19 protein-coding genes are annotated in these 19538 nt (G+C 66.9%); 11 read left to right on the forward strand and 8 right to left on the reverse strand.

Annotation, left to right across the window (positions count from 1 at the left end):
- Positions 1-111 precede the first annotated feature (111 nt).
- Both DIE03_RS00075 and DIE03_RS00080 read right to left on the reverse strand, forming a co-directional pair.
- Positions 112-516 carry a DUF2471 family protein gene (locus DIE03_RS00075; protein WP_124446315.1) on the reverse strand — a complete coding sequence of 135 codons (405 nt, stop codon included), beginning with the start codon at positions 514-516 and terminating at the stop codon, positions 112-114.
- Positions 517-653: 137 nt separating this feature from the next.
- A complete protein-coding gene (locus DIE03_RS00080) occupies positions 654-1547 on the reverse strand; it encodes a LysR family transcriptional regulator (RefSeq protein WP_124446317.1) in 894 nt (297 codons plus the stop codon).
- An 86-nt stretch (positions 1548-1633) separates the two neighbouring features.
- Here DIE03_RS00080 and DIE03_RS00085 point away from each other — a divergent pair, with 86 nt between their 5' ends.
- Complete coding sequence (locus tag DIE03_RS00085) at positions 1634-2413, forward strand: NAD(P)H-dependent oxidoreductase (protein ID WP_124446319.1); 780 nt, start codon at positions 1634-1636, stop codon at positions 2411-2413.
- Positions 2414-2553: 140 nt separating this feature from the next.
- Here DIE03_RS00085 and catC read toward each other — a convergent pair whose 3' ends face one another.
- Genes catC through DIE03_RS00100 form a run of 3 tightly spaced genes read right to left on the reverse strand, consistent with a single transcriptional unit; the run spans position 2554 to position 4956 of the window.
- Positions 2554-2844 (reverse strand): muconolactone Delta-isomerase, encoded by a 291-nt coding sequence (gene catC / locus DIE03_RS00090; RefSeq protein ID WP_057924112.1) that lies wholly within the window; start codon positions 2842-2844, stop codon positions 2554-2556.
- 43 nt (positions 2845-2887) lie between these two features.
- Positions 2888-3790: a catechol 1,2-dioxygenase gene (catA, locus tag DIE03_RS00095; RefSeq protein ID WP_124446321.1), complete on the reverse strand. Its 903-nt coding sequence runs from the start codon at positions 3788-3790 to the stop codon at positions 2888-2890.
- A gap of 32 nt (positions 3791-3822) precedes the next feature.
- On the reverse strand, positions 3823-4956 hold the full coding sequence (locus tag DIE03_RS00100) for a muconate/chloromuconate family cycloisomerase (protein ID WP_124446323.1): 1134 nt from the start codon (positions 4954-4956) through the stop codon (positions 3823-3825).
- A gap of 91 nt (positions 4957-5047) precedes the next feature.
- On the opposite strand from DIE03_RS00100, the gene DIE03_RS00105 reads away from it, so the two are divergent.
- Complete coding sequence (locus DIE03_RS00105; RefSeq protein WP_124446324.1) at positions 5048-5938, forward strand: LysR family transcriptional regulator; 891 nt, start codon at positions 5048-5050, stop codon at positions 5936-5938.
- A gap of 105 nt (positions 5939-6043) precedes the next feature.
- Here DIE03_RS00105 and andR read toward each other — a convergent pair whose 3' ends face one another.
- Positions 6044-7009 (reverse strand): anthranilate 1,2-dioxygenase regulatory protein AndR, encoded by a 966-nt coding sequence (gene andR, locus DIE03_RS00110; RefSeq protein WP_124446326.1) that lies wholly within the window; start codon positions 7007-7009, stop codon positions 6044-6046.
- A gap of 213 nt (positions 7010-7222) precedes the next feature.
- Here andR and andAc point away from each other — a divergent pair, with 213 nt between their 5' ends.
- From andAc to DIE03_RS00135, 5 genes are all read left to right on the forward strand, one after another.
- On the forward strand, positions 7223-8494 hold the full coding sequence (gene andAc / locus DIE03_RS00115) for an anthranilate 1,2-dioxygenase large subunit AndAc (RefSeq protein WP_124446328.1): 1272 nt from the start codon (positions 7223-7225) through the stop codon (positions 8492-8494).
- Between the two features lie 15 nt (positions 8495-8509).
- Positions 8510-8986: an anthranilate 1,2-dioxygenase small subunit AndAd gene (gene andAd, locus DIE03_RS00120; protein WP_006479528.1), complete on the forward strand. Its 477-nt coding sequence runs from the start codon at positions 8510-8512 to the stop codon at positions 8984-8986.
- Between the two features lie 16 nt (positions 8987-9002).
- Complete coding sequence (gene andAb, locus DIE03_RS00125; protein WP_124446330.1) at positions 9003-9329, forward strand: anthranilate 1,2-dioxygenase ferredoxin subunit AndAb; 327 nt, start codon at positions 9003-9005, stop codon at positions 9327-9329.
- Positions 9319-10539, forward strand: a complete 1221-nt coding sequence (gene andAa / locus DIE03_RS00130; protein ID WP_124446332.1) for an anthranilate 1,2-dioxygenase system ferredoxin--NAD(+) reductase — start codon at positions 9319-9321, stop codon at positions 10537-10539. Before andAb ends, andAa begins: the two co-directional genes overlap by 11 nt.
- Positions 10540-10636: 97 nt before the next feature.
- Positions 10637-11923, forward strand: a complete 1287-nt coding sequence (locus tag DIE03_RS00135) for a DUF445 domain-containing protein (RefSeq protein ID WP_124446334.1) — start codon at positions 10637-10639, stop codon at positions 11921-11923.
- 48 nt (positions 11924-11971) lie between these two features.
- Here the strand turns inward: DIE03_RS00135 and DIE03_RS00140 are convergent, their stop codons facing one another.
- Positions 11972-12271, reverse strand: coding sequence for an addiction module antidote protein (locus DIE03_RS00140; protein ID WP_124446336.1), 300 nt, complete (start codon positions 12269-12271; stop codon positions 11972-11974).
- Positions 12272-12274: 3 nt separating this feature from the next.
- Positions 12275-12592, reverse strand: coding sequence for a type II toxin-antitoxin system RelE/ParE family toxin (locus DIE03_RS00145; protein WP_409364405.1), 318 nt, complete (start codon positions 12590-12592; stop codon positions 12275-12277).
- Between the two features lie 367 nt (positions 12593-12959).
- On the opposite strand from DIE03_RS00145, the gene DIE03_RS00150 reads away from it, so the two are divergent.
- From DIE03_RS00150 to DIE03_RS00170, 4 genes are all read left to right on the forward strand, one after another.
- Positions 12960-14600, forward strand: a complete 1641-nt coding sequence (locus tag DIE03_RS00150; protein ID WP_124446340.1) for an acetolactate synthase large subunit — start codon at positions 12960-12962, stop codon at positions 14598-14600.
- A gap of 29 nt (positions 14601-14629) precedes the next feature.
- A complete protein-coding gene (locus DIE03_RS00155) occupies positions 14630-16063 on the forward strand; it encodes an aldehyde dehydrogenase family protein (protein ID WP_124446342.1) in 1434 nt (477 codons plus the stop codon).
- Positions 16064-16297: 234 nt separating this feature from the next.
- Positions 16298-17881, forward strand: coding sequence for a Na+/H+ antiporter (locus DIE03_RS00160; RefSeq protein WP_124446344.1), 1584 nt, complete (start codon positions 16298-16300; stop codon positions 17879-17881).
- 481 nt (positions 17882-18362) lie between these two features.
- Positions 18363-19496 (forward strand): hybrid sensor histidine kinase/response regulator, encoded by a 1134-nt coding sequence (locus tag DIE03_RS00170; protein ID WP_124446348.1) that lies wholly within the window; start codon positions 18363-18365, stop codon positions 19494-19496.
- Positions 19497-19538: the final 42 nt, after the last annotated feature.

Below are 19538 nucleotides of genomic sequence, written 5' to 3' on the forward strand. Positions count from 1 at the left end.
CGCCGCCGGATGCGCCGATTCACGCGTGCCGGACTGCAGCGGTTCGCAGCGCCACCGCGCAACGTGGCGGCGCGAACCTCGCACATCGCGACCGCGTTCGACCGGCGCGGCTCAGGCCGCTTCGGCCCGCTCTTCCTCTTCCGCCTCGAGCATCGCCTTGACGATCAGGTAGACGGCCGGCAGGTCGTCGTCGTCGCGGCGCCAGTCGACCGGTTCCTCGACGTCCGCGGCGACCAGCCTGCTGTCGCGCAGCCGGATGAACGCGTCGACGACGGTCGGATCGTTGCGGTTCAGGAAACCGGCGTTCGAGAACGCCAGCTCTTCGACGTTCAGCAACGCCTGCCAGCTCATCGTGCGGACGGCCGCCGGATGGGTGCGGCGGCGCAGGCCCAGCGCCCGCTGCGCGGGGCCGCCGACGACACGCTGCAGATCGACGACCGCCCGCTGCGCGGCGCGCTCGAAGTGGACGGGATTGAAGCCGGGTTGCTCGGGATCGAATGCGGATGACTGGAACATGGTCGCCTCACTAAAGACCGTCTCGGGATGACGGAATTCGGGTCAAATGACGCAGAAACACTGTAAATATATACAGTGATTGGCGGACTTTCAAGCCCCCGATGACAGTAAATGTCAGCCGCGTCGCGACCGGCGTGTCAGACCGCCGCCGCGATCGTCTCCCGCAGCCACCGATGCGCCGGATCGCGATGCACGCGCTCGTGCCACAGCATGGACATTTCATAGCCGGGCACCTCGACCGGTGCGTCCACCACGCGCAGCGCGGGCACGTCGCGCACCAGCCGCTCGGGCAGCATCGCGACGAGATCGGTGCTCGCGACGGCCGACATCACGAACAGGAAGTGCGGTACCGACAGCACGACACGCCGCGCGGCACCGACCTTCGCGAGCACTTCGTCCGTCACGCCGAAGAAGCCGCCGCCGTCGGGCGACACGATCACGTGCTCGAGCGTGCCGAATTGCGCGAGCGTGGGGCGCCGCTTCAGCTTCGGGTGACCGGCGCGGCCGATCAGCACGTAGCGCTCGATGAACAGCGGCAGGCGCCGCATGCCCGGTGGCGACCCTTCGGTCGTATGAAAGGCCAGGTCGATGCCATTTCGTTCGGCATCCTGCTCGATGCGCGGCGGCACGAGTTCGACGACGGCCAGCCGCGTGCCAGGCGCGGTCGAACGCAGCGTGCGCAGCGCGGGCAGCACGATCGTCGATTCGCCGTAGTCGGTCGCGGCCACGCGCCACGTGTTCGTCGCGGTGGCGGGATCGAACTGCGTGGCCGGAACCACCGCGCGCTCGACGGCTTCGAGCGCATCGCGCAACGGCTCGCGCAGCGCTTCCGCGCGCGCGGTCGGCCGCATTCCGCGCGGCCCGGGCAGCAGCAGCGGATCGCCGAACACGTCACGCAGTTTCTGCAGCTGCACGCTGACCGACGGCTGCGACATGTTCAGCTTCTCGGCCGCGCGCGTGACGTTGTGCTCGGCGAGCAGCACGTCCAGCGTGACGAGCAGGTTCAGATCGAGCCTTCTGAGATTATTCATGGCTATACCTGGAATATCAGGAATTCATTTCAAATATACCGTCGGAGGCCGCATCCTGCAGTCATTCAATCCACGGAGTGACGAAGATGAATGTGCTGATCGTGTATGCCCATCCCGAACCGCGTTCGCTGAACGGCGCGCTGCGCGATTTCGCCATCGCGCATCTCGAAGCGGCCGGCCACACGGTGCAGGTGAGCGACCTGTATGCGATGAACTGGAAGGCGGTGCTCGATGAGAACGACGTGACCGATCGCGCGCCCGACGCGCGGTTCGATCCGTCGCTCGATTCGAAGCGCGCGTTCGCGGCGGGTACGCAAAGCGAAGACATCGCGCGCGAGCAGGACAAGCTGAAGTGGGCCGACGCGGTGATCCTGCAGTTCCCGCTGTGGTGGTTCTCGATGCCCGCGATCATGAAGGGCTGGTTCGAGCGCGTATATGCGTACGGCTTTGCGTACGGCGTCGGCGAGCATTCCGATACGCACTGGGGCGACCGCTACGGCGAAGGGATGCTGGCCGGCAAGCGGGCGATGATCGTCGTCACGACGGGCGGGTGGGAGCCGCACTACAGCCTGCGCGGCATCAACGGGCCGATCGACGACTTGCTGTTCCCGATCCAGCACGGCGTGCTGTATTACCCGGGGTTCGACGTGCTGCCGCCGTTCGTGATCTACCGGACGGGCAAGATGAACGGCGCGCGCTTCGACGAAACACGCGCGGCGCTCGGCCGGCGGCTCGACGATCTGTGGACCACGCCGCCGATTCCGTTCCGCCGGCAGAACACGGGTGACTACGAGATTCCGGCGCTGACGCTGAAGGACGAGATCGCGCCGGGGAAGGTGGGGTTTGCGGCGCATCTGGCCGCATGACGGTTGCCGTGTACGCCGATGCGCGGCGACACGGATGACCGTCGCCGAATGCAAAGCGGCACGGGCGGCCTGCGAGACATCGCCGGCCGCCCGTGTCGTGCTGTTCGCGGCCGCTGGTCACGGCCGCGCTTCATCGTTGCTCAGCGATCGTCTTCCCGCACCGACGACGGATGCCGGCACAGCGCCCGCACCTCCATCTCCATGTACGGAAACAGCGGCAGCTGGCTCAGCAGGTCATGCAGTTGCTGCACGCTCTCGACGTCGAAGATGCTGACGTTCGCATACTGCCCGGCGATTCGCCACAGATGGCGCCAGACGCCTTCGTTCATCAGTCGCTGGCACATCGCCTTTTCTTCCGCCTTCAGCGTGGCTGCCTTGACCGGATCCATGTCCGCCGGCAGGCGAACGGTCATTTCCACATGAAACAGCATCCTGCACTCCTTGAGTTGTCGAGTCGTCGAACGGGAAGGGCGCTCAGGCCTGTGCGCGTGCCCGCTCGACTTCGCTGCCCGGCACGTCCTGCTTTTCCTTGATCAGCGAGAAATCGAAGTCGATCAGCGCGAACTGCCCGTCGACGCCATACGGCTTGCCTTCCGCGCCTTCCGCTTGCTTGACCGGCGGGATCAGCCCGTCGCGCGTCGCGAACGCGAAGTCGTCCCACAGATGCGGATCGCCGTCGATGTTGATCTGCGTCGTCAGCTTACGATAACCGTCCGCCGAAACGAAGAAGTGAATGTGCGCCGGACGATGGCCGTGGCGGCCGAGCTGGTCGAGCAGTTGCTCGGTCTTGCTGCCCGGCGGCACGCTGTAGCCGACCGGCAGCACGCTGCGGAAGCTGTAGCGGCCGTCGGCATCGGTGCGGATCGAGCGGCGCAGGTTGAACGCGGGCTGCGATTGGTCGAAATACGAATAGTTGCCCAGATGGTTCGCATGCCATACCTCGACGAGCGCGTTCGCGAGCGGCGCGCCGTCATGGCCGAGCACCCGGCCGCGCATGACCAGCGTCTGGCCCGGATCGGTGCCGTCGTCGAGACGCGCATGGCCGACCGATTCCGGCGCACCGGCCACGTACAGCGGCCCTTCGATCGTGCGCGGCGTGCCGCCCTGGATGCCGGCCTTCTCCTCGGCTTCGTCCATCCGCACGTCGAGGAAGCGCTCGAGGCCGAGGCCCGCGGCGATCAGCCCGAATTCGCGGCCGGCTTCGTTCAGGTAGTTCAGCGCGGTCCAGAACTCGCTCGGCTGCACGTCGAAGTCCTCGATCGTGTAGCAGATGTCCTTCACGATCCGGTTGACGATCGCGCGCACGCGCGGGTTGCCGGGTTTCTCCGCGGCGTCGTCGAAGGTCTTCAGCAGTGCGTCGATGGCTTGCTTGTTCATCTGTGTCTCCGGTTTCGGTTGTCGTGTGGGGATCAGCGGGCGTCGCGTCGCATCCGTTCGATGCGGGCCCAGTCGAAGGTGATGCCGAGGCCGGGCGTCGCCGGCAGATGCAGCTTGAAATCCTGGTAGCGCAGCGGCTCGACGAGGATTTCCTCGGTGAGCAGCAGCGGGCCGAACAGCTCGGTGCCCCATTTCAGCGAGTCGAACGTGCTGAACAGTTGCGCGGACGCCATCGTGCCGGCCGCGCCTTCGAGCATCGTGCCGCCGTACAGTTCGATGCCGGCCGCCGCCGCGATCGACGCGACGCTCGCCGCGCCCTGCAGGCCGCCCGACTGCGCGATCTTCACCGCGAACACGTCGGCCGCGCGGTCCTGCGCGAGCGCGAACGCATCGACGGGGCCGTGCAGCGCCTCGTCGGCCATGATCGGCACCTGCGCGAGCTGCGTGAGTCGCTTCAGCCCCGCGCGGTTGGTCGCGGCGATCGGCTGCTCGACGAGGCTCACGCCGGCTTCCGCGAACCGCGCACCGGCCCAGATCGCGTCGGTTTCGCTCCACGCCTGGTTCACGTCGACGCGCACGTCGCCGCGCTCGCCGAGCGCGCGCTTGATCGCGACCACGTGGGCTACATCGTCGGCGACCGCGTTCGAGCCGATCTTCAGCTTGAACGCGCGGTGGCGGCGCGCGTCGAGCATCGCTTCGGCTTCTGCGATGTCGCGCTGCGTGTCGCCGCTCGCGAGCGTCCACGCGACATCGACCGCATCGGTCCGGCGGCCGCCGAACAGTTCCGACAGCGGCACGCCCAGGCGCTGCGCCTGCGCGTCGAACAGCGCGGTTTCGAGCGCGCACTTCGCGAAACGGTTGCCCTGGAACAGCTTGCGCGCACGCGCCAGCGCGGCACCCGGACGCGTCGCGTCCATGCCTTGCAGCAGCGGCGCGAAGTAGGTGTCGATGTTGACCTTGATGCTTTCGGGGCTCTCCTCGCCATAGGCGAGGCCGCCGATGGTCGTCGCCTCGCCGACGCCTTCGATACCGTCCGTGCATCGAACACGAACCAGCACGAGGGTCTGGCAGTTCATCGTCGCGACCGACAATTTGTGGGGCCGGATCGTCGGAACGTCGACGAGCAGCGTGTCGATGCGTTCAATGGTGGCGGCAGTTGCTATCATGCGATTCCTCCTGTTGGTGCACATGGTAGGAATTCCCGCCCCGCGTCGTCCAACACTCTTTTCGACTACTTCCATACCTTTGAGGCATGAAATGGAATTGCGTCAGCTCCGCTACTTCATCGCCGTCGCCGAGGAAATGAACATCACGCGGGCGGCGGAGCGGCTGCACATGACGCAGCCGCCGTTGAGCCGCCAGCTTCAGGCGATCGAGGACGAGATCGGGTTGCCGCTGTTCGAGCGCGGCGCGCGGCCGCTGAAACTGACGGATGCGGGGCGCGTGTTCTATGCGCAGGCGAAGCGCCTCGTCGACCAGGCCGACGAGCTCGGCCCGCTGACGCGGCGGCTCGCGCAGCTGTCGGAGCGGATCGTGATCGGCTTCGTGCCGTCGACGCTGTACGGCGCGCTGCCGGACGTGATCCGCGCGTTTCGCGAGGCGCAGCCGGACGTCGAGCTGTCGCTGATCGAAATGTTCACGCTCGAGCAGCTCGGCGCGCTGAAGGGCGGGCGGATCGACGTGGGGTTCGGCCGCCTGCGCTTCGACGACGACCAGCTGGTGCGCGAGGCGCTGATCGAGGAAAAGCTGATCGCGGCGCTGCCGGTCGGGCATCCGCTCGCCGATCCGGACCGGCCGCTGACGCTCGCGGATCTCGCGAACGAGACGATGATCGTCTACCCGAGCACGCCGCGGCCGAGCTTCGCCGATCAGCAGCTGTCCGCGCTGCGCGACGGCGCGGTCGTGCCGGCGGCCGTTCACGAGGTGCGCGAGCTGCAGACGGCGCTCGGGCTCGTCGCCGCGCAGGTGGGCGTGTCGCTGGTGCCGGAGAGCGTGGAGGGCGTGCGCGTGCGGGGCGTCGTCTACCGGCGGCTGCCGGAGCCGGCCGCAACGTCGCCGATCATCATGAGCCGCCGGCTGCACGGCGAAAGCGCGGCCACGGCGGCGTTCTGCGCGATTGCGCGGGAGATGATCGTACCGGCAGCCTGAATTGCAACTAACGGCCTATTTCGGCGTGCACCGCCGAATTCGGAAAGGATGGTGCGACTAGATGGCCTTCCGGCTTCTGCCGCAGCCGGCTGGCAAGCCTGACGGTCAAGGCTGGCGCTGCGCGTCGAGCGTCTCCGACGGCGATTCACCGAATTTCTCCCGATACGCGATCGCGAACCGCCCGAGGTGCGTAAACCCGCAATCGAGCGCGACATCGGCGATCCGGCGGTCGGACGCCGCGCCGCGCAGCAGTTCGCGCGCATGGTCGAGCCGCGTCGCGCGCAGGTATTGCATCGGGCTCATCCCGCGGAACTGCAGGAACGCGTCGCGCAGCGTGCGTTCGGGCACGTTGGCGGCCTGGACGATATCGGCGAGCTGCAGCGGTTGCGCGTAGCACGCGTTCACGAACTCCTGCGCACGCCGGACGAAGCCCGGCGCCGGGTCGCGGTGCGACGCGTGCGGCACGGACGGCGGATGGCCTTCGATCAGCAGGTCGATCAGCAGATGCTCGAGCTGCGACGCGACACGCGGGTTCGCGTTCGCGCGTTCGAGCAGCTCGGGCGACCGCGCGACGAGCATCAGCTGCTGGCGCCACGCGGAAAGCGCGGCGTCGCTGACGTGCAGCACGGGGTCGAGCATCGCGCGCGGGTCGCCGGTCAGCGAACCGACGGTCGCCGCGTCGATGCGCAGCACGAATTGCTCGCAATCGGCCGACAGCACCGCATCGAAGCGCTCGCCGGGCGCGCACAGCACGCCGGTCTGGCCGTCGACGCCGAGCTGGCGCCCCATCGCGCGCACCTCGGCCTGGCCGGACAGGCAGAACATCAGCAGGTAATAGCCGTCGACCGCGTCGACCTGCACGCGCATCGCGTCGCCGAACGCGATCGTGCCGATTCCGAGCCCGCCCAGCTTGACGAAATCCATGTGCGACGCGCCGTGCACGCGGCCGTTCGGCAGCAGCGCATGCGGCTGCATCACGCGCGAGATGCGCTCGCGCGTCTCGTCGAGATCGCGGGATTCGAACAGCCGGTGCGCGCGCAGCGCGAGCGGCTCGAACGACGTTGGGGACATGGGCCTCAGCCTTGGTATGGGCGACGTGCGCTTCGATCCGACGAATGGGTCGCGATCGTGCGCCGGGTCGCGTGTGCCGTCATGCTAGCGCAGAAATCCGCCGAAAGTGGATATTGCGCCGCCGCAATCGCACTTTCCGGATAGACGGCGAATATTAGCTTTTCAAAAATCGGCTCCATGCATTCAACGCAACGGATCGACAAGGAGTCCGACATGGAGCAGACAGAATCGCCCGTCGTTTTCGCCGCGCGCGGCGACACATCCGACGTGACCTTTCCGCACGACGACGGTTCGCGCGTGCCGTACAAGGTGTTCAGCTCGCGTGCGGTCTACGATCGCGAGCAGGAGCGCATCTTCCGCGGGCCGACGTGGAACTTCGTCGCGCTCGAAGCCGAAATCCCGAAGGCCGGCGACTTCAAGAGCACGTTCGTCGGCGACACGCCGGTGGTCGTCACGCGCACCGAGGACGGCACGCTCTCCGCGTGGGTGAACCGCTGCGCGCACCGCGGCGCGCAGGTATGCCGCAAGTCGCGCGGCAACGCGAGCTCGCATACGTGCGTGTATCACCAGTGGAGCTTCGACAACTCGGGCAACCTGCTCGGCGTGCCGTTCCGGCGCGGCCAGAAGGGGATGACCGGGATGCCGGCCGACTTCGACCCGAAGCAGCACGGGCTGCGCAAGCTGCGCGTGGACAGCTATCGCGGGCTCGTGTTCGCGACCTTCAGCGACGAGGTCGCGCCGCTGCCAGAGTATCTCGGCGAGCAGATGCGCCCGTGGATCGACCGCATTTTCCACAAGCCGATCGAGTATCTCGGCTGCACGCGCCAGTATTCGAAGTCGAACTGGAAGCTGTACATGGAGAACGTGAAGGACCCGTATCACGCGAGCATGCTGCACCTGTTCCATACGACCTTCAACATCTTCCGCGTGGGGATGAAGGCACGCTCGATTCCGGATGCGAACCACGGGCTGCACAGCATCATCACGGTGACGAAGACGAACGACGACACGTCGGCCGCGTACAAGCAGCAGAACATCCGTTCGTTCGACGAGGGCTTTCACCTGGAGGACGAATCGATCCTCGATCTCGTGTCGGAATACGACGAGGACTGCACGAACCATATCCAGCCGATCTTCCCGCAGCTCGTGATCCAGCAGATCCACAACACGCTGGTCGCGCGCCAGATCCTGCCGAAGGGCCCCGACAACTTCGAGCTGATCTTCCACTTCTTCGGCTACGCGGGCGACACGCCCGAGCTGCGCGCGCTGCGCATCAAGCAGGCGAACCTCGTCGGGCCGGCCGGCTACATCTCGATGGAAGACACGGAAGCGACCGAGCTCGTGCAGCGCGGCACGGTGCGCGATGCCGATGCGACGTCGGTGATCGAGATGTCGCGCGGCAATCCGGACCAGCAGGACACGGTGATCACCGAGAGCCTGATCCGCAAGTTCTGGGTCGGCTACCAGAAGCTGATGGGCTATTGAGGCGGGAGCGAAAAAATGACGGAAGACATGAAGACGTGGTTCGAGATTTACATGCTCCAGAACCGCTACATCGGGCACCTCGACAACGACCGGCTCGAACACTGGCCGGAGATGTTCACCGAGGACTGCACGTACGAAATCGTGCCGAAGGAGAACGCCGATCTCGGGCTGCCGGTCGGGATCGTCCACTGCACGAACCAGCGGATGCTGCGCGACCGCGTGGTGTCGCTGCGGCACGCGAACATCTATGAAGAGCACACGTACCGGCACATGACGTCGGGCCTGACGATCGTCGCCGAACGCGACGGCGAGTTCGACACCGAGAGCAACTACGTCGTCGTGCAGACGCGCAGCAACGGCGAGTCGAACGTGTACCAGGCCGGCAAGTACTACGACACGGTCGTGCGCACGCCCGACGGGCTGCGCTACAAGACCAAGCGCGTGATTTACGACACGTCGCGCGTGCAGACGCTGCTCGCGACGCCGATCTGACAGCCAGGGAACCGACATGACCGAAGCAACGCTGGCCGAGTGGCATCCGCTCGGCGCTTTCGACGAATTCTCCGAAGACGAACCGGCGGCGTGCGTCGCCGGCCAGAAGCCGATCGCCATATTCCGGATCGGCGACGAACTGTTCGCGATGCACGACCTCTGCACGCACGGCCATGCACGGCTGTCCGAAGGCTATGTGGAAGACGGCTGCGTCGAATGCCCGCTGCACCAGGGGCTGATCGACATCCGCACCGGTGCACCGAAATGCGCACCGATCACCGAGCCGGTGCGGACCTATCCGATCCGGATCGTCGACGGGCAGGTGGAAGTCAATGTCGGCTGATCCGTTCGTGATCGTCGGCGCCGGCCACGCGGCGCGGCGCACGGCCGAAGCGCTGCGCGAACGCGATGCGGCGGCGCGCATCGTGATGATCGGCGCGGAGCGCGAGCTGCCGTACGACCGCCCCGCGCTGTCGAAGGATGCGTTGCTGACGGACGGCGGCGAGCAGCGCGCGTTCATCCGCGATGCGGCGTGGTACGACGCGCAGCGCATCGAACTGCGGCTCGGCACGCGCGTCGACGCGATCGAACGCGATGCGCAGCGCGTGCGGCTCGACGACGGCACGACGCTGCCCTACGCGCGGCTCGTGCTCGCGACGGGTTCGCGCGTGCGCACGTTCGGCGGGGTGATCGACGAAGGTGTCGTGCCGCACTACGTCCGCACGGTCGACGATGCGCGTGCGTTGCGTGCACGGCTTGCGCCGGGCCGCCGCGTGGCGGTGCTCGGCGGCGGTTTCATCGGGCTCGAGGTGGCGGCTGCCGCGCGCCAGCTCGGTTGCGACGTGACGGTGATCGATCCGGCGCCGCGCCTGTTGCAGCGTGCGTTGCCGGAAGTTGTCGGCACGTATGCGCGGCAGATGCACGACGCACGTGGTGTGGTCTTCCAGATGGCGACGCTGCCGCGTGCGATCCGTCGCGCATCGGGCGGCGGCGCGGTCGTCGAGACCGATCGCGGCGACGTCGAGGCCGATATCGTCGTGGTCGGCATCGGCGTGGTGCCCAACGTCGAGCTGGCGCAGGCGGCCGGGCTCGACGTCGACAATGGCATTCGTGTCGACGCGGGCTGCCGCACGGCCGACGCCGCGATCTTCGCGGCGGGCGAGGTGACGATGCACTTCAATCCGCTGCTCGGGCGTCACGTGCGGATCGAGTCGTGGCAGGTGGCGGAAAACCAGCCGGCCGTCGCGGCCGCGAACCTGCTCGGCGGCGACGACGCCTATGCCGAGCTGCCGTGGCTGTGGTCCGATCAATACGACTGCAACCTGCAGATGCTCGGGCTGTTCGGCAACGAACGCACGATCGTCGTGCGCGGCGATCCGGCGAGCGGGCCGTTCACGGTGTTCGGGCTCGGCGACGACGGCAGGATCGTCGCGGTGGCCGCGGCGAACCTCGGGCGCGATATCGGCGCATCGCGCCGGCTGATCGCGGCAGGGGCCGTACCCGATCCGGTGAAGCTGGCCGATCCGGCGGTGAATTTGAAGTCGTTCATGTAGCGGCGGGCTGTGCGGCGCGCATGCGCCGCCAGCCGCGCGTTTGTCGGCTGCGGCGAAATCGGGGATATTAGCGGCATCGCCGATCCGCCGGTCCTCCATGACGCCCGACAAAGCCCTCGAACTGAAACGCAGCAAGCGCCGCGCGCTGTGGCTGCTGCTGGCCGCCGTCGCGGTGTTCGTCACCACGATCCTGCTGCCGCGCGGCCCGTGGGTCGACGGCGTCAAGGCCGTGGCCGAAGCCGCGATGATCGGCGCGCTCGCCGACTGGTTCGCGGTCGTCGCGCTGTTCCGCCGCGTGCCGATTCCGTTCGTGTCGCGCCATACCGAGATCATTCCGAAGAACAAGGACAAGATCGCCGACAACCTCGCGGTGTTCGTGCGCGAGAAATTCCTCGGCCCCGACGCGCTCGCCGCGCAGATCCGCCAGCACGATCCCGCGCGGAAGCTCGGCGCGTGGCTCGGCGAACCGGCGAACACCGACGCGCTCGGCAGCTACGTGACGAAGCTGATGAGCTTCGCGCTCGACATGACCGACGACGCGCGGATTCAATCGTTCGTGCACGACGCGTTCCGCGCGGTGATCGATCGGGTCGACCTGTCGCAGTCGGCCGGCGCGATCCTCGACACGCTGACGAAGGACGGCCGCCACCAGGCGCTGCTCGACGACGCGATCGAACAGGTGGTCGACGTGCTCGACAAGGAGGAGAACCGCGAGGTGATCGCGGGCTTCATCGTCGAATGGCTGAAGACGCAGTACCCAAAGGTCGAGAAGATCATGCCGACGCAGTGGTTCGGCGAGAACGGCGCGCGGATGCTCGCGAGCGCGGTGAGCCGCGTGCTCGAAGGCGTGGCGGCCGACCCCGAGCACGAACTGCGGCAGCGCTTCGACCGAACGGTCGCGCGGCTGACCGAGCGGCTGAAGCACGATCCGGCGTTCATCGAGAAGGGCGAGGAGATCAAGCGCTATATCCGCGACGGCGACGCGTTCAACGAGTATGCGCGCGACCTGTGGGACCAGTTGCGCGCGTGGCTGAAAGCCGATCTCGCGCGCGCCGATTCGACGCTGCACCGGCAGGCCGCGACGCTCGGCGGCTGGCTCGGCGCGCGGTTGTCGGAGAGCCCCGCGCTGCGGGCATCGCTGAACGAGCACGTGGAGAAGGCCGTGCACGAGATGGCGCCGGATTTCGCCGATTTCCTGATGCGGCACATCCGCGATACGGTGCGCAACTGGGATGCGCGCGAGATGTCGCGGCAGATCGAGCTGAACATCGGCAAGGATCTGCAATACATCCGCATCAACGGCACGCTGGTGGGCGGGCTGATCGGGCTCGGGTTGTACCTGGTGTCGCTGGTGCCGCGCTGGGCGGCCGGGTGGCTGCATTGACGCGGCCGGGCGCATTGCGGGCCGCGTGCGGCACCGGCGGCGCACGCATCACGCGTGCGCTTTCGAGCCGTGCAGTTGCAGGCCGAGCGCCTTGATGACTTTCAGGATCGTGCCGAAGCTCGGGTTGCCGTCGTGCGACAGTGCCTTGTACAGCCCTTCGCGCGACAGGCCGGCATCGCGTGCGACCTGCGACATGCCGCGTGCGCGGGCGATCACGCCGAGTGCGTGCGCGATGAAGGCCGGATCGTCGCCGGCCTCCTGCAGGCAGGCCTCGAAGTAGTCGGCCATGTCGTCTTCGGTTTTCAGGTGTTCGGCCGAATCCCACGGCCGCGTGCTGATCTTGTCCATCGATCACTCCATGTCGAGGCGCGCGAGCATCGCGTGCGCGGCGCGTATGTCGGCCTGTTGCGTCGATTTATCGCCGCCGCAGAGCAGGATGACCCAGATCGGCCCGCGCCGGACGTAGTAGACGCGGTAGCCGGGGCCATGGTCGATCCGCATTTCGACGACCGGCGAGCCGGCGGACTTCCAGTCGCCCGGATTGCCCATCGACAGGCGGTCGATGCGGGCCTGGATGCGGCGCTTCGCGACGCGATCCTGCAGGCCGGCAAACCAGGCGTCGAAGACGTCGGTGGTTCGGATGCTGAACGTAGGCGCACTGTAGGGCATCGATTGCAGTATGTCAACCATGGTTCACAGATGAGGTGGGCGGGTGGCAGGTCGATTCGTGGCTGCTACGGTAGGGCCGCCCGCTTCGTTTGTGTGCCGATTGGCCGTTCGGCCGAAGTCGAAATCCGTTGAATCCGTCTACAATCAAACACGTCCTTGCCGCTCGTGCGCGTTTGCCGCGCGCGGGCGGATCCGTTCGTTCTCCGGTGTTGCCGGGGGCGCCGCCGCGCATCGCAATCGCGTATTGCGCGGCGGGAAGTGCCGTGGTTTGTGTCCAGTAGGTAAGCGTCCGCGTGCCGTAGGCCGGCGCGCGTCATGAACGCCGCGTGTCCGTAGGCCGGGCCGGCGGCATAACCGAGAGTCCCCCATGAAAGCATCGGATCTGTTCGTGAAGGCGCTGGAAGCCGAAGGCGTCGAGTACGTGTTCGGTATTCCCGGCGAAGAAAACCTCGATCTGCTCGAATCGCTGCGGCGATCGAAGATCAAGCTCGTGCTGACCCGGCACGAGCAGGCGGCCGGGTTCATGGCCGCCACCTACGGCCGCCTGACGGGCCGCACCGGCGTGTGTCTCGCGACGCTCGGGCCCGGCGCGACGAACTTCGTCACGGCCGCCGCGTACGCGCAGCTCGGCGGCATGCCGATGCTGATGATTACCGGGCAGAAGCCCATCAAGTCCAGCAAGCAGGGCCACTTCCAGATCGTCGACGTGGTCGACATGATGCAGCCGCTCACGAAGTTCACGCGGCAGATCGTGTCGATCGGCAACATCCCGTCGGCCGTGCGCGAGGCGTTCCGGCGCGCGGAGGAGGAGCGCCCGGGCGCCGCGCACCTCGAGCTGCCGGAAGACATCGCGCACGAAGAGGGCGACGGCAAGCCGATCCCGCGCAGCTACAGCCGGCGGCCGGTGGCCGAGGAGAAGGCGGTCGCGCATGCGGTCGACGCGATCCAGGCCGCGCGCCATCCGCTGTTGATGATCGGCGCGGGCGGCAACCGCAAGACCACCTGCAAGATGCTGCTCGAATTCGTCGACAAGACGGGCATCCCGTTCTTCACGACGCAGATGGGCAAGGGCGTGATCGACGAGACGCATCCGCTGTGGCTCGGCAACGCGACGCTGTCCGACGGCGATTTCGTGCACCGCGCGATCGAGCATGCGGACTGCATCATCAACGTCGGCCACGACGTGATCGAGAAGCCGCCGTTCTTCATGCGCACCGATGACAAGACCGTGATCCACGTGAACTTCCTCGGCGCGCAGGTCGATCCCGTCTATTTCCCGCAGATCGAAGTCGTCGGCGACATCGCGAACGCGGTGTGGCAGATGAAGGAGGCCGTGTCGCCGCAGCCGCACTGGGATTTCGCGCGCTTCGCGATGATCAAGGAGCACTTCGACGCGCACCTGGAGAAGGGCCAGCACGACCCGCGTTTCCCGATGTATCCGGTGCGCATCGTCAACGACCTGTACAACGCGATGCCGGTCGACGGCATCGTCTGTCTCGACAACGGGATGTACAAGATCTGGTTCGCACGCTACTGGCGCGCGCACGAACCGAACTCGCTGCTGCTCGACAACGCGCTCGCGTCGATGGGCGCGGGCCTGCCGTCGGCGATCGCGACGAAGATCGTGCATCCGCAGCGCAAGGTGATCGCCGTGTGCGGCGACGGCGGCTTCATGATGAATTCGCAGGAGCTCGAAACGGCCGTGCGGCTGAAGCTCGACATCGTCGTGATGATCCTGCGCGACGACGCGTTCGGGATGATCCGCTGGAAGCAGGAGAACATGAATTTCCCCGATTACGCGATGACGCTGCAGAACCCCGATTTCGTCGCGTATGCGCAAAGCTACGGCGCGCACGGGCATCGCGTCGAATCGGCCGACGATCTGGAGCCGCTGCTGCGCGAGTGCTTCTCGTCGCCGGGCGTGCACGTGATCGACGTGCCGATCGATTATTCGGACAACGAGCGCGTGCTGAACCGCGAGATCAAGCGCCTGTCAGCACAGCTCTGAATTCCCCGTTCACAGGAAGGAGTCGTTCCATGTTGAAGGAAACCTATCCGTACTACCTCGCCAACGAAGCCGTCTACGCGAACACCGATCTGGAAGTGACGGACAAGTTCAGCGGCAAGGTCGCGACGCGCGTCGCGCTGGCCGATGCGAAGGCGATCGATGCGGCCATTGCCGCGGCGGTCGACGCCGCGAAGCCGATGCGCGAGCTGCCGGCCTTCAGGCGACAGGCCGTGCTCGACCATTGCGTCGCGCGCTTTCGCGAGCGCTTCGACGAGCTGGCCGAGGCGTTGTGCATCGAGGCCGGCAAGCCGATCAACGATTCGAAGGGCGAAGTCACGCGGTTGATCGATACGTTCCGCGTGGCGTCCGAGGAATCCGTGCGCATCGACGGCGAGATCATCAACCTCGAGATTTCCGCGCGTGCGCAGGGCTATACGGGCTACACGAAGCGCGTGCCGGTCGGCCCGTGCTCGTTCATCTCGCCGTTCAACTTCCCGCTGAACCTCGCCGCGCACAAGGTCGCGCCCGCGCTCGCGGCCGGCTGCCCGTTCGTGCTGAAGCCCGCGAGCCGCACGCCGATCGGTGCGCTGATCATCGGCGAGGTGCTCGCGGAAACCGATCTGCCGAAGGGCGCGTTCTCGGTGCTGCCCGCGCATCGCGACGGCGCCGATCTGTTCACGACCGACGAACGTTTCAAGCTGCTGTCGTTCACGGGTTCGCCGGCCGTCGGCTGGGCGCTGAAGGAGAAGGCCGGCAAGAAGAAAGTCGTGCTGGAACTCGGCGGCAACGCGGCCGCGATCGTCGATGCCGATCAGCGCGACCGGCTCGACTACGTGGTCGAGCGTCTCGCGTTCGGCGCGTACTACCAGTCGGGCCAGAGCTGTATCGGCGTGCAGCGGATCCTCGTGCATGCCGATCTTTACGACGCGCTGCGCGAGAAGCTGATCGCGAAGACGCGCTCGCTGAAGATGGGCGATCCGAAGGATCCGTCGACGTTCGTCGGCCCGATGATCTCCGAATCGGAGTCGCGCCGGCTGTCGGGCTGGATGGACGCGGCCGTCGCGGCGGGTGCGAAGATCGTCGCGGGCGGTAAGGTCGACGGCGCGATGTTCGAGGCGACGCTGCTGGAAAACGTCGGGCACGAGCAGGACCTGTACCGGAAGGAGGCGTTCGGCCCCGTCGCGATCCTCGAGAAGTTCGACCGCTTCGACGACGCGCTCGCACGCGTGAACGACAGCGACTTCGGGCTGCAGGCCGGCGTGTTCACCGATTCGCTCTCGCACGCGCAGCGCGCATGGGATGAACTGGATGTCGGCGGCGTCGTGATCAACGACGTGCCGTCGTTCCGCGTCGACAACATGCCGTACGGCGGCGTGAAGGATTCGGGTCTCGGTCGCGAAGGGGTCCGCTACGCGATCGAGGACATGACCGAACCGCGGCTGATGGTCGTGCGGCGCCGGTAACGCGCAGGCACGCGGCGCGGGTCCGCGACGGCACGCAGGTGGGCGATCGGGCCGGCCTGCGTGCCGTTTTTCATTGCGGTGCGCGCATCGGGCCGGCACGGCGCGCGCACCGCGCTTGGCAGCCAGCCCGGCGCGCGCTCGACTGCGGGCCTCGCCTCGTGATGTAATCGCGCCAAACTGCGGACCGCGGTACGACGCCGGAACGCGCGAATTCATTCTTCACGAGGTCGATTCATGTCCCCCGTCTCGGCATTCAAGCTGGTCCTGTTGTCATTCCTCGCGATCGTCGCGCTCGAATGCATCGCCAAGCGGCTGCGGCTGCCGCCCGCGGCCGCGCTGCTGATCGGCGGCATCGGCATCGCGTTCATTCCCGGCCTGCCGCCGATCAACCTCGATCCCGACCTGGTACTGCTGGTATTCCTGCCGCCGCTGCTGATGGACGGCGCGTACTTCTCCGTGTGGGAGGAGTTCAAGCGCAACGTCGGCGGCATCCTGATGCTCGCGATCGGCGCGGTCGTGTTCACGACGTTCGCGGTCGGCTTCGCCGTGCACTGGGTCGTGCCGGCGCTGCCGTGGGCCGCGTGCTTCGCGCTCGGCGCGATCGTGTCGCCGCCCGACGCGGTTGCCGCGAAAGCCGTGCTCGAACGCGTCGCGCTGCCGCGCCGGCTGATGGTGCTGCTCGAAGGCGAGAGCCTGCTGAACGACGCGGCCGGCCTCGTGCTGTTCCGCTTCGCGGTCGCGGCCGCGCTCACCGGTGCGTTCAGCCTCGAGCACGCGGTCGTGCGTTTCGCGGAACTCGGGCTCGGCGGCGTGGTGGTCGGCTTCGTGGTCGGCAGGCTCGTCGTGTGGTTCCTGAAGCTGCTCGACGACGACTATCTCGTGATCACGGTCGCGGTGATCACCGGCTGGATCGCGTACATCGCAGGCGAAATGGTCGAGGTGTCGGGCGTGATCGCGACGGTCACGGCCGGCATGATCGTCGGCTGGCATCAGCACGAGGTGTTCTCGGCTGCCGTGCGCACGCGCGGCACGGCGTTCTGGCAGGTCATCGTGTTCCTGCTCGAAGCGATGGTGTTCGTGCTGATCGGGCTGTCGCTGCGCGGCGCGATCCACCGGCTCGGCGGTTTCGAGCAGGTGCTCGCGACGATGGTGCCGCCGGTAGTCGCGGTGCTGGCGGCGGTGATCCTGTCGCGCTTCGTGTGGATCTACGCGGTCGAGGCGCTGAAGTGGCCGGTGCGCGGGTTCGCACGGCGCGGCGAAGCACCCGACTGGAAGGCCGCGACGATCATGAGCTGGGCCGGGATGCGCGGGGTCGTGACGCTGGCGATCGCGCTGTCGCTGCCCGAGGCGCTGCCCGGTCGCGACGTGATCCTGGTCGCGTCGTTCGCGGTGATCCTCGTCACCGTGCTGCTGCAGGGCACGACGATCGGGCCGCTGATCCGGCTGCTGCGCGTGCCGCAGCGCGAGGAGCGCGCCGCGCACCATCTGACCGAGCCGCAGACGTGGGCGCATGTCGAGGCTGCCCAGCTCGCGGCGATCCAGCCGCTCGTGCGCGACGAGAACGGCGTCGTGATCCACCCGCGCCTGCTCGAGCAGTACACGTATCGGGCGGAGCTGACCGAACGCGCGAAGAACGAACCCGAATACCCGGCGGAAGTGCGCACCGCGCACTACGACGTCGTGCTGGCCGCGATCCGGGCCGGGCGCGCGGAGCTGTTGCGCCTGCATCGGTCGGGGCGCATCCACGACGAGATGCTGCATACGCTCGAACGCGATCTCGACCTGCAGGAAGTGTCCGCGCAGCACGCGCGCGGGTAAGCCGCCGCGACCCGCCATCGCACGGGCCGGCGTCCTGCCTGCGCCGCCGAACCGCGCGCCGGCCGATCCTGGCCGGCCGCGCGCTTTTTGCACCTGTCTAACGGCCGATGTGGCGTATCGGCATCTGGCCCTCAATACGTCCGGCAAACAGCCTTGCAGCCCATGCAATCCTTATGGGACCGGTCTCGCAAACGTTATCGTCTTTCGAATCCGGAAATGATCCGATTTATCTGATTCCGTCTCTTTCGGCATATTTGGCAAAACTAAACCGGAAGGAGATAGATGCTGTGTTCTAATTTCATTTAGAATCAGCCGGTTATCTTTATTGAGAGAAAGAATGCGGAGGTAATGCGGTCGCCAATGAAGAAGGAATCGGTGTCCGAAGCCCCGCAAGGCAGTGCCGACAGGCCAAATCGGCGGAATCAGGCGGGTTTTTCAACCGCCAAAATAAGATAGTGTCCAAGTCGGATAAACAACTCCTATGAAAGAATCGATTGGAGATTCGGCGTTTGAAACTGTATTTATGAAAGAATCGAGCAGTGATAATGCCTCGGATTGTCTCGAATCGGGGTTATCGGTCCTCCTGGTCGACGATCAACCGTTCGTCGGCGAGGTGATCCGTCGCGCGCTGCGCAGCGAACACGACATCAACCTGCACGTGTGCACCGACGCGCACCGGGCGATGGCGGTCGCGCGCGACGTGAAGCCGACGGTGATCCTGCAGGACCTCGTGATGCCGGAGATCGACGGCCTCGATCTCGTCCGCGCGTGGCGCGCGGACGCCGGCACCGCACGCGTGCCGATCATCGTGCTGTCCGCGAAGGAGGAGCCGATCGTCAAGCGCGAGGCGTTCATTGCCGGCGCGAACGACTATCTGGTGAAGCTCCCCGACGCGATGGAGCTGACCGCGCGCATCCGCTATCACTCGAATTCGTACCTGATGTCCCGGCAGCGCGACGAGGCGCTCGATTTCCTGTCGCACGACATGCGTTCCCCGCAGACGTCGATCCTCGCGCTGCTCGACGTCTACCGCACCGAACACGGCGACATGCCGGCGATCATGGAGCGCATCGCCGGCCATGCGCGGCGCGCGCTTGCGCTCGCCGACGGTTTCATCCACCTGACCCGCGCGCAGTCCGAGCGCCGCGCGCACGAGGTCGTGAGTCTCAACGAGATCGTGCTCGACGCCGTCGACCAGCTGTGGGAGAAGGCGGCCGGGCTCGGCTGCCGGGTCGTCGCGCACGTGCCCGACACCGAGTGCGTGACGATGGGCGACCGCATGATGCTCACGCGCGCGGTCGCGAACCTGATCGACAACGGGCTGAAGTACGGCCCGGCCGGCACCGACGTGCACTGCACGCTGGGCAGCGAGGACGGCGCCTGGCTGATCGGCGTCGAGGATACCGGCGCTGGCATCGCACCGGAGCAACGTACGGCCGCGACCGAGTCGTTCGTGCAGCTCGAATCCGCACATGGCGCGGCGCGCGGCGGCTTCGGCCTCGGGCTCGCGTTCGTCCGCGCGACGGCGGCGCGGCACCGCGGCCGGATCCTGATGCGCAATACGGCGCGCGGCTTCATGGTCGCGCTTCGGCTGCCGGCGCAAGCGGAGCGGTGATGGTGCGGCGCGGCCTGCCGGCGCCGCGTCGTCCGCAGACCC

The sequence above is a fragment of the Burkholderia sp. Bp8992 genome (assembly GCF_003853705.1).
In the GTDB taxonomy this organism is placed as follows: domain Bacteria; phylum Pseudomonadota; class Gammaproteobacteria; order Burkholderiales; family Burkholderiaceae; genus Burkholderia.

Excerpts from the sequence above, each read along its gene's own strand:
- DIE03_RS00075 (WP_124446315.1), bottom strand. The coding sequence starts at position 516 with ATGTTCCAGTCATCCGCATTCGATCCCGAGCAACCCGGCTTCAATCCC.
- DIE03_RS00080 (WP_124446317.1), bottom strand. The coding sequence starts at position 1,547 with ATGAATAATCTCAGAAGGCTCGATCTGAACCTGCTCGTCACGCTGGAC.
- DIE03_RS00085 (WP_124446319.1), top strand. The coding sequence starts at position 1,634 with ATGAATGTGCTGATCGTGTATGCCCATCCCGAACCGCGTTCGCTGAAC.
- catC (WP_057924112.1), bottom strand. The coding sequence starts at position 2,844 with ATGCTGTTTCATGTGGAAATGACCGTTCGCCTGCCGGCGGACATGGAT.
- catA (WP_124446321.1), bottom strand. The coding sequence starts at position 3,790 with ATGAACAAGCAAGCCATCGACGCACTGCTGAAGACCTTCGACGACGCC.
- DIE03_RS00100 (WP_124446323.1), bottom strand. The coding sequence starts at position 4,956 with ATGATAGCAACTGCCGCCACCATTGAACGCATCGACACGCTGCTCGTC.
- DIE03_RS00105 (WP_124446324.1), top strand. The coding sequence starts at position 5,048 with ATGGAATTGCGTCAGCTCCGCTACTTCATCGCCGTCGCCGAGGAAATG.
- andR (WP_124446326.1), bottom strand. The coding sequence starts at position 7,009 with ATGTCCCCAACGTCGTTCGAGCCGCTCGCGCTGCGCGCGCACCGGCTG.
- andAc (WP_124446328.1), top strand. The coding sequence starts at position 7,223 with ATGGAGCAGACAGAATCGCCCGTCGTTTTCGCCGCGCGCGGCGACACA.
- andAd (WP_006479528.1), top strand. The coding sequence starts at position 8,510 with ATGACGGAAGACATGAAGACGTGGTTCGAGATTTACATGCTCCAGAAC.
- andAb (WP_124446330.1), top strand. The coding sequence starts at position 9,003 with ATGACCGAAGCAACGCTGGCCGAGTGGCATCCGCTCGGCGCTTTCGAC.
- andAa (WP_124446332.1), top strand. The coding sequence starts at position 9,319 with ATGTCGGCTGATCCGTTCGTGATCGTCGGCGCCGGCCACGCGGCGCGG.
- DIE03_RS00135 (WP_124446334.1), top strand. The coding sequence starts at position 10,637 with ATGACGCCCGACAAAGCCCTCGAACTGAAACGCAGCAAGCGCCGCGCG.
- DIE03_RS00140 (WP_124446336.1), bottom strand. The coding sequence starts at position 12,271 with ATGGACAAGATCAGCACGCGGCCGTGGGATTCGGCCGAACACCTGAAA.
- DIE03_RS00145 (WP_409364405.1), bottom strand. The coding sequence starts at position 12,592 with ATGCCCTACAGTGCGCCTACGTTCAGCATCCGAACCACCGACGTCTTC.
- DIE03_RS00150 (WP_124446340.1), top strand. The coding sequence starts at position 12,960 with ATGAAAGCATCGGATCTGTTCGTGAAGGCGCTGGAAGCCGAAGGCGTC.
- DIE03_RS00155 (WP_124446342.1), top strand. The coding sequence starts at position 14,630 with ATGTTGAAGGAAACCTATCCGTACTACCTCGCCAACGAAGCCGTCTAC.
- DIE03_RS00160 (WP_124446344.1), top strand. The coding sequence starts at position 16,298 with ATGTCCCCCGTCTCGGCATTCAAGCTGGTCCTGTTGTCATTCCTCGCG.
- DIE03_RS00170 (WP_124446348.1), top strand. The coding sequence starts at position 18,363 with ATGAAAGAATCGATTGGAGATTCGGCGTTTGAAACTGTATTTATGAAA.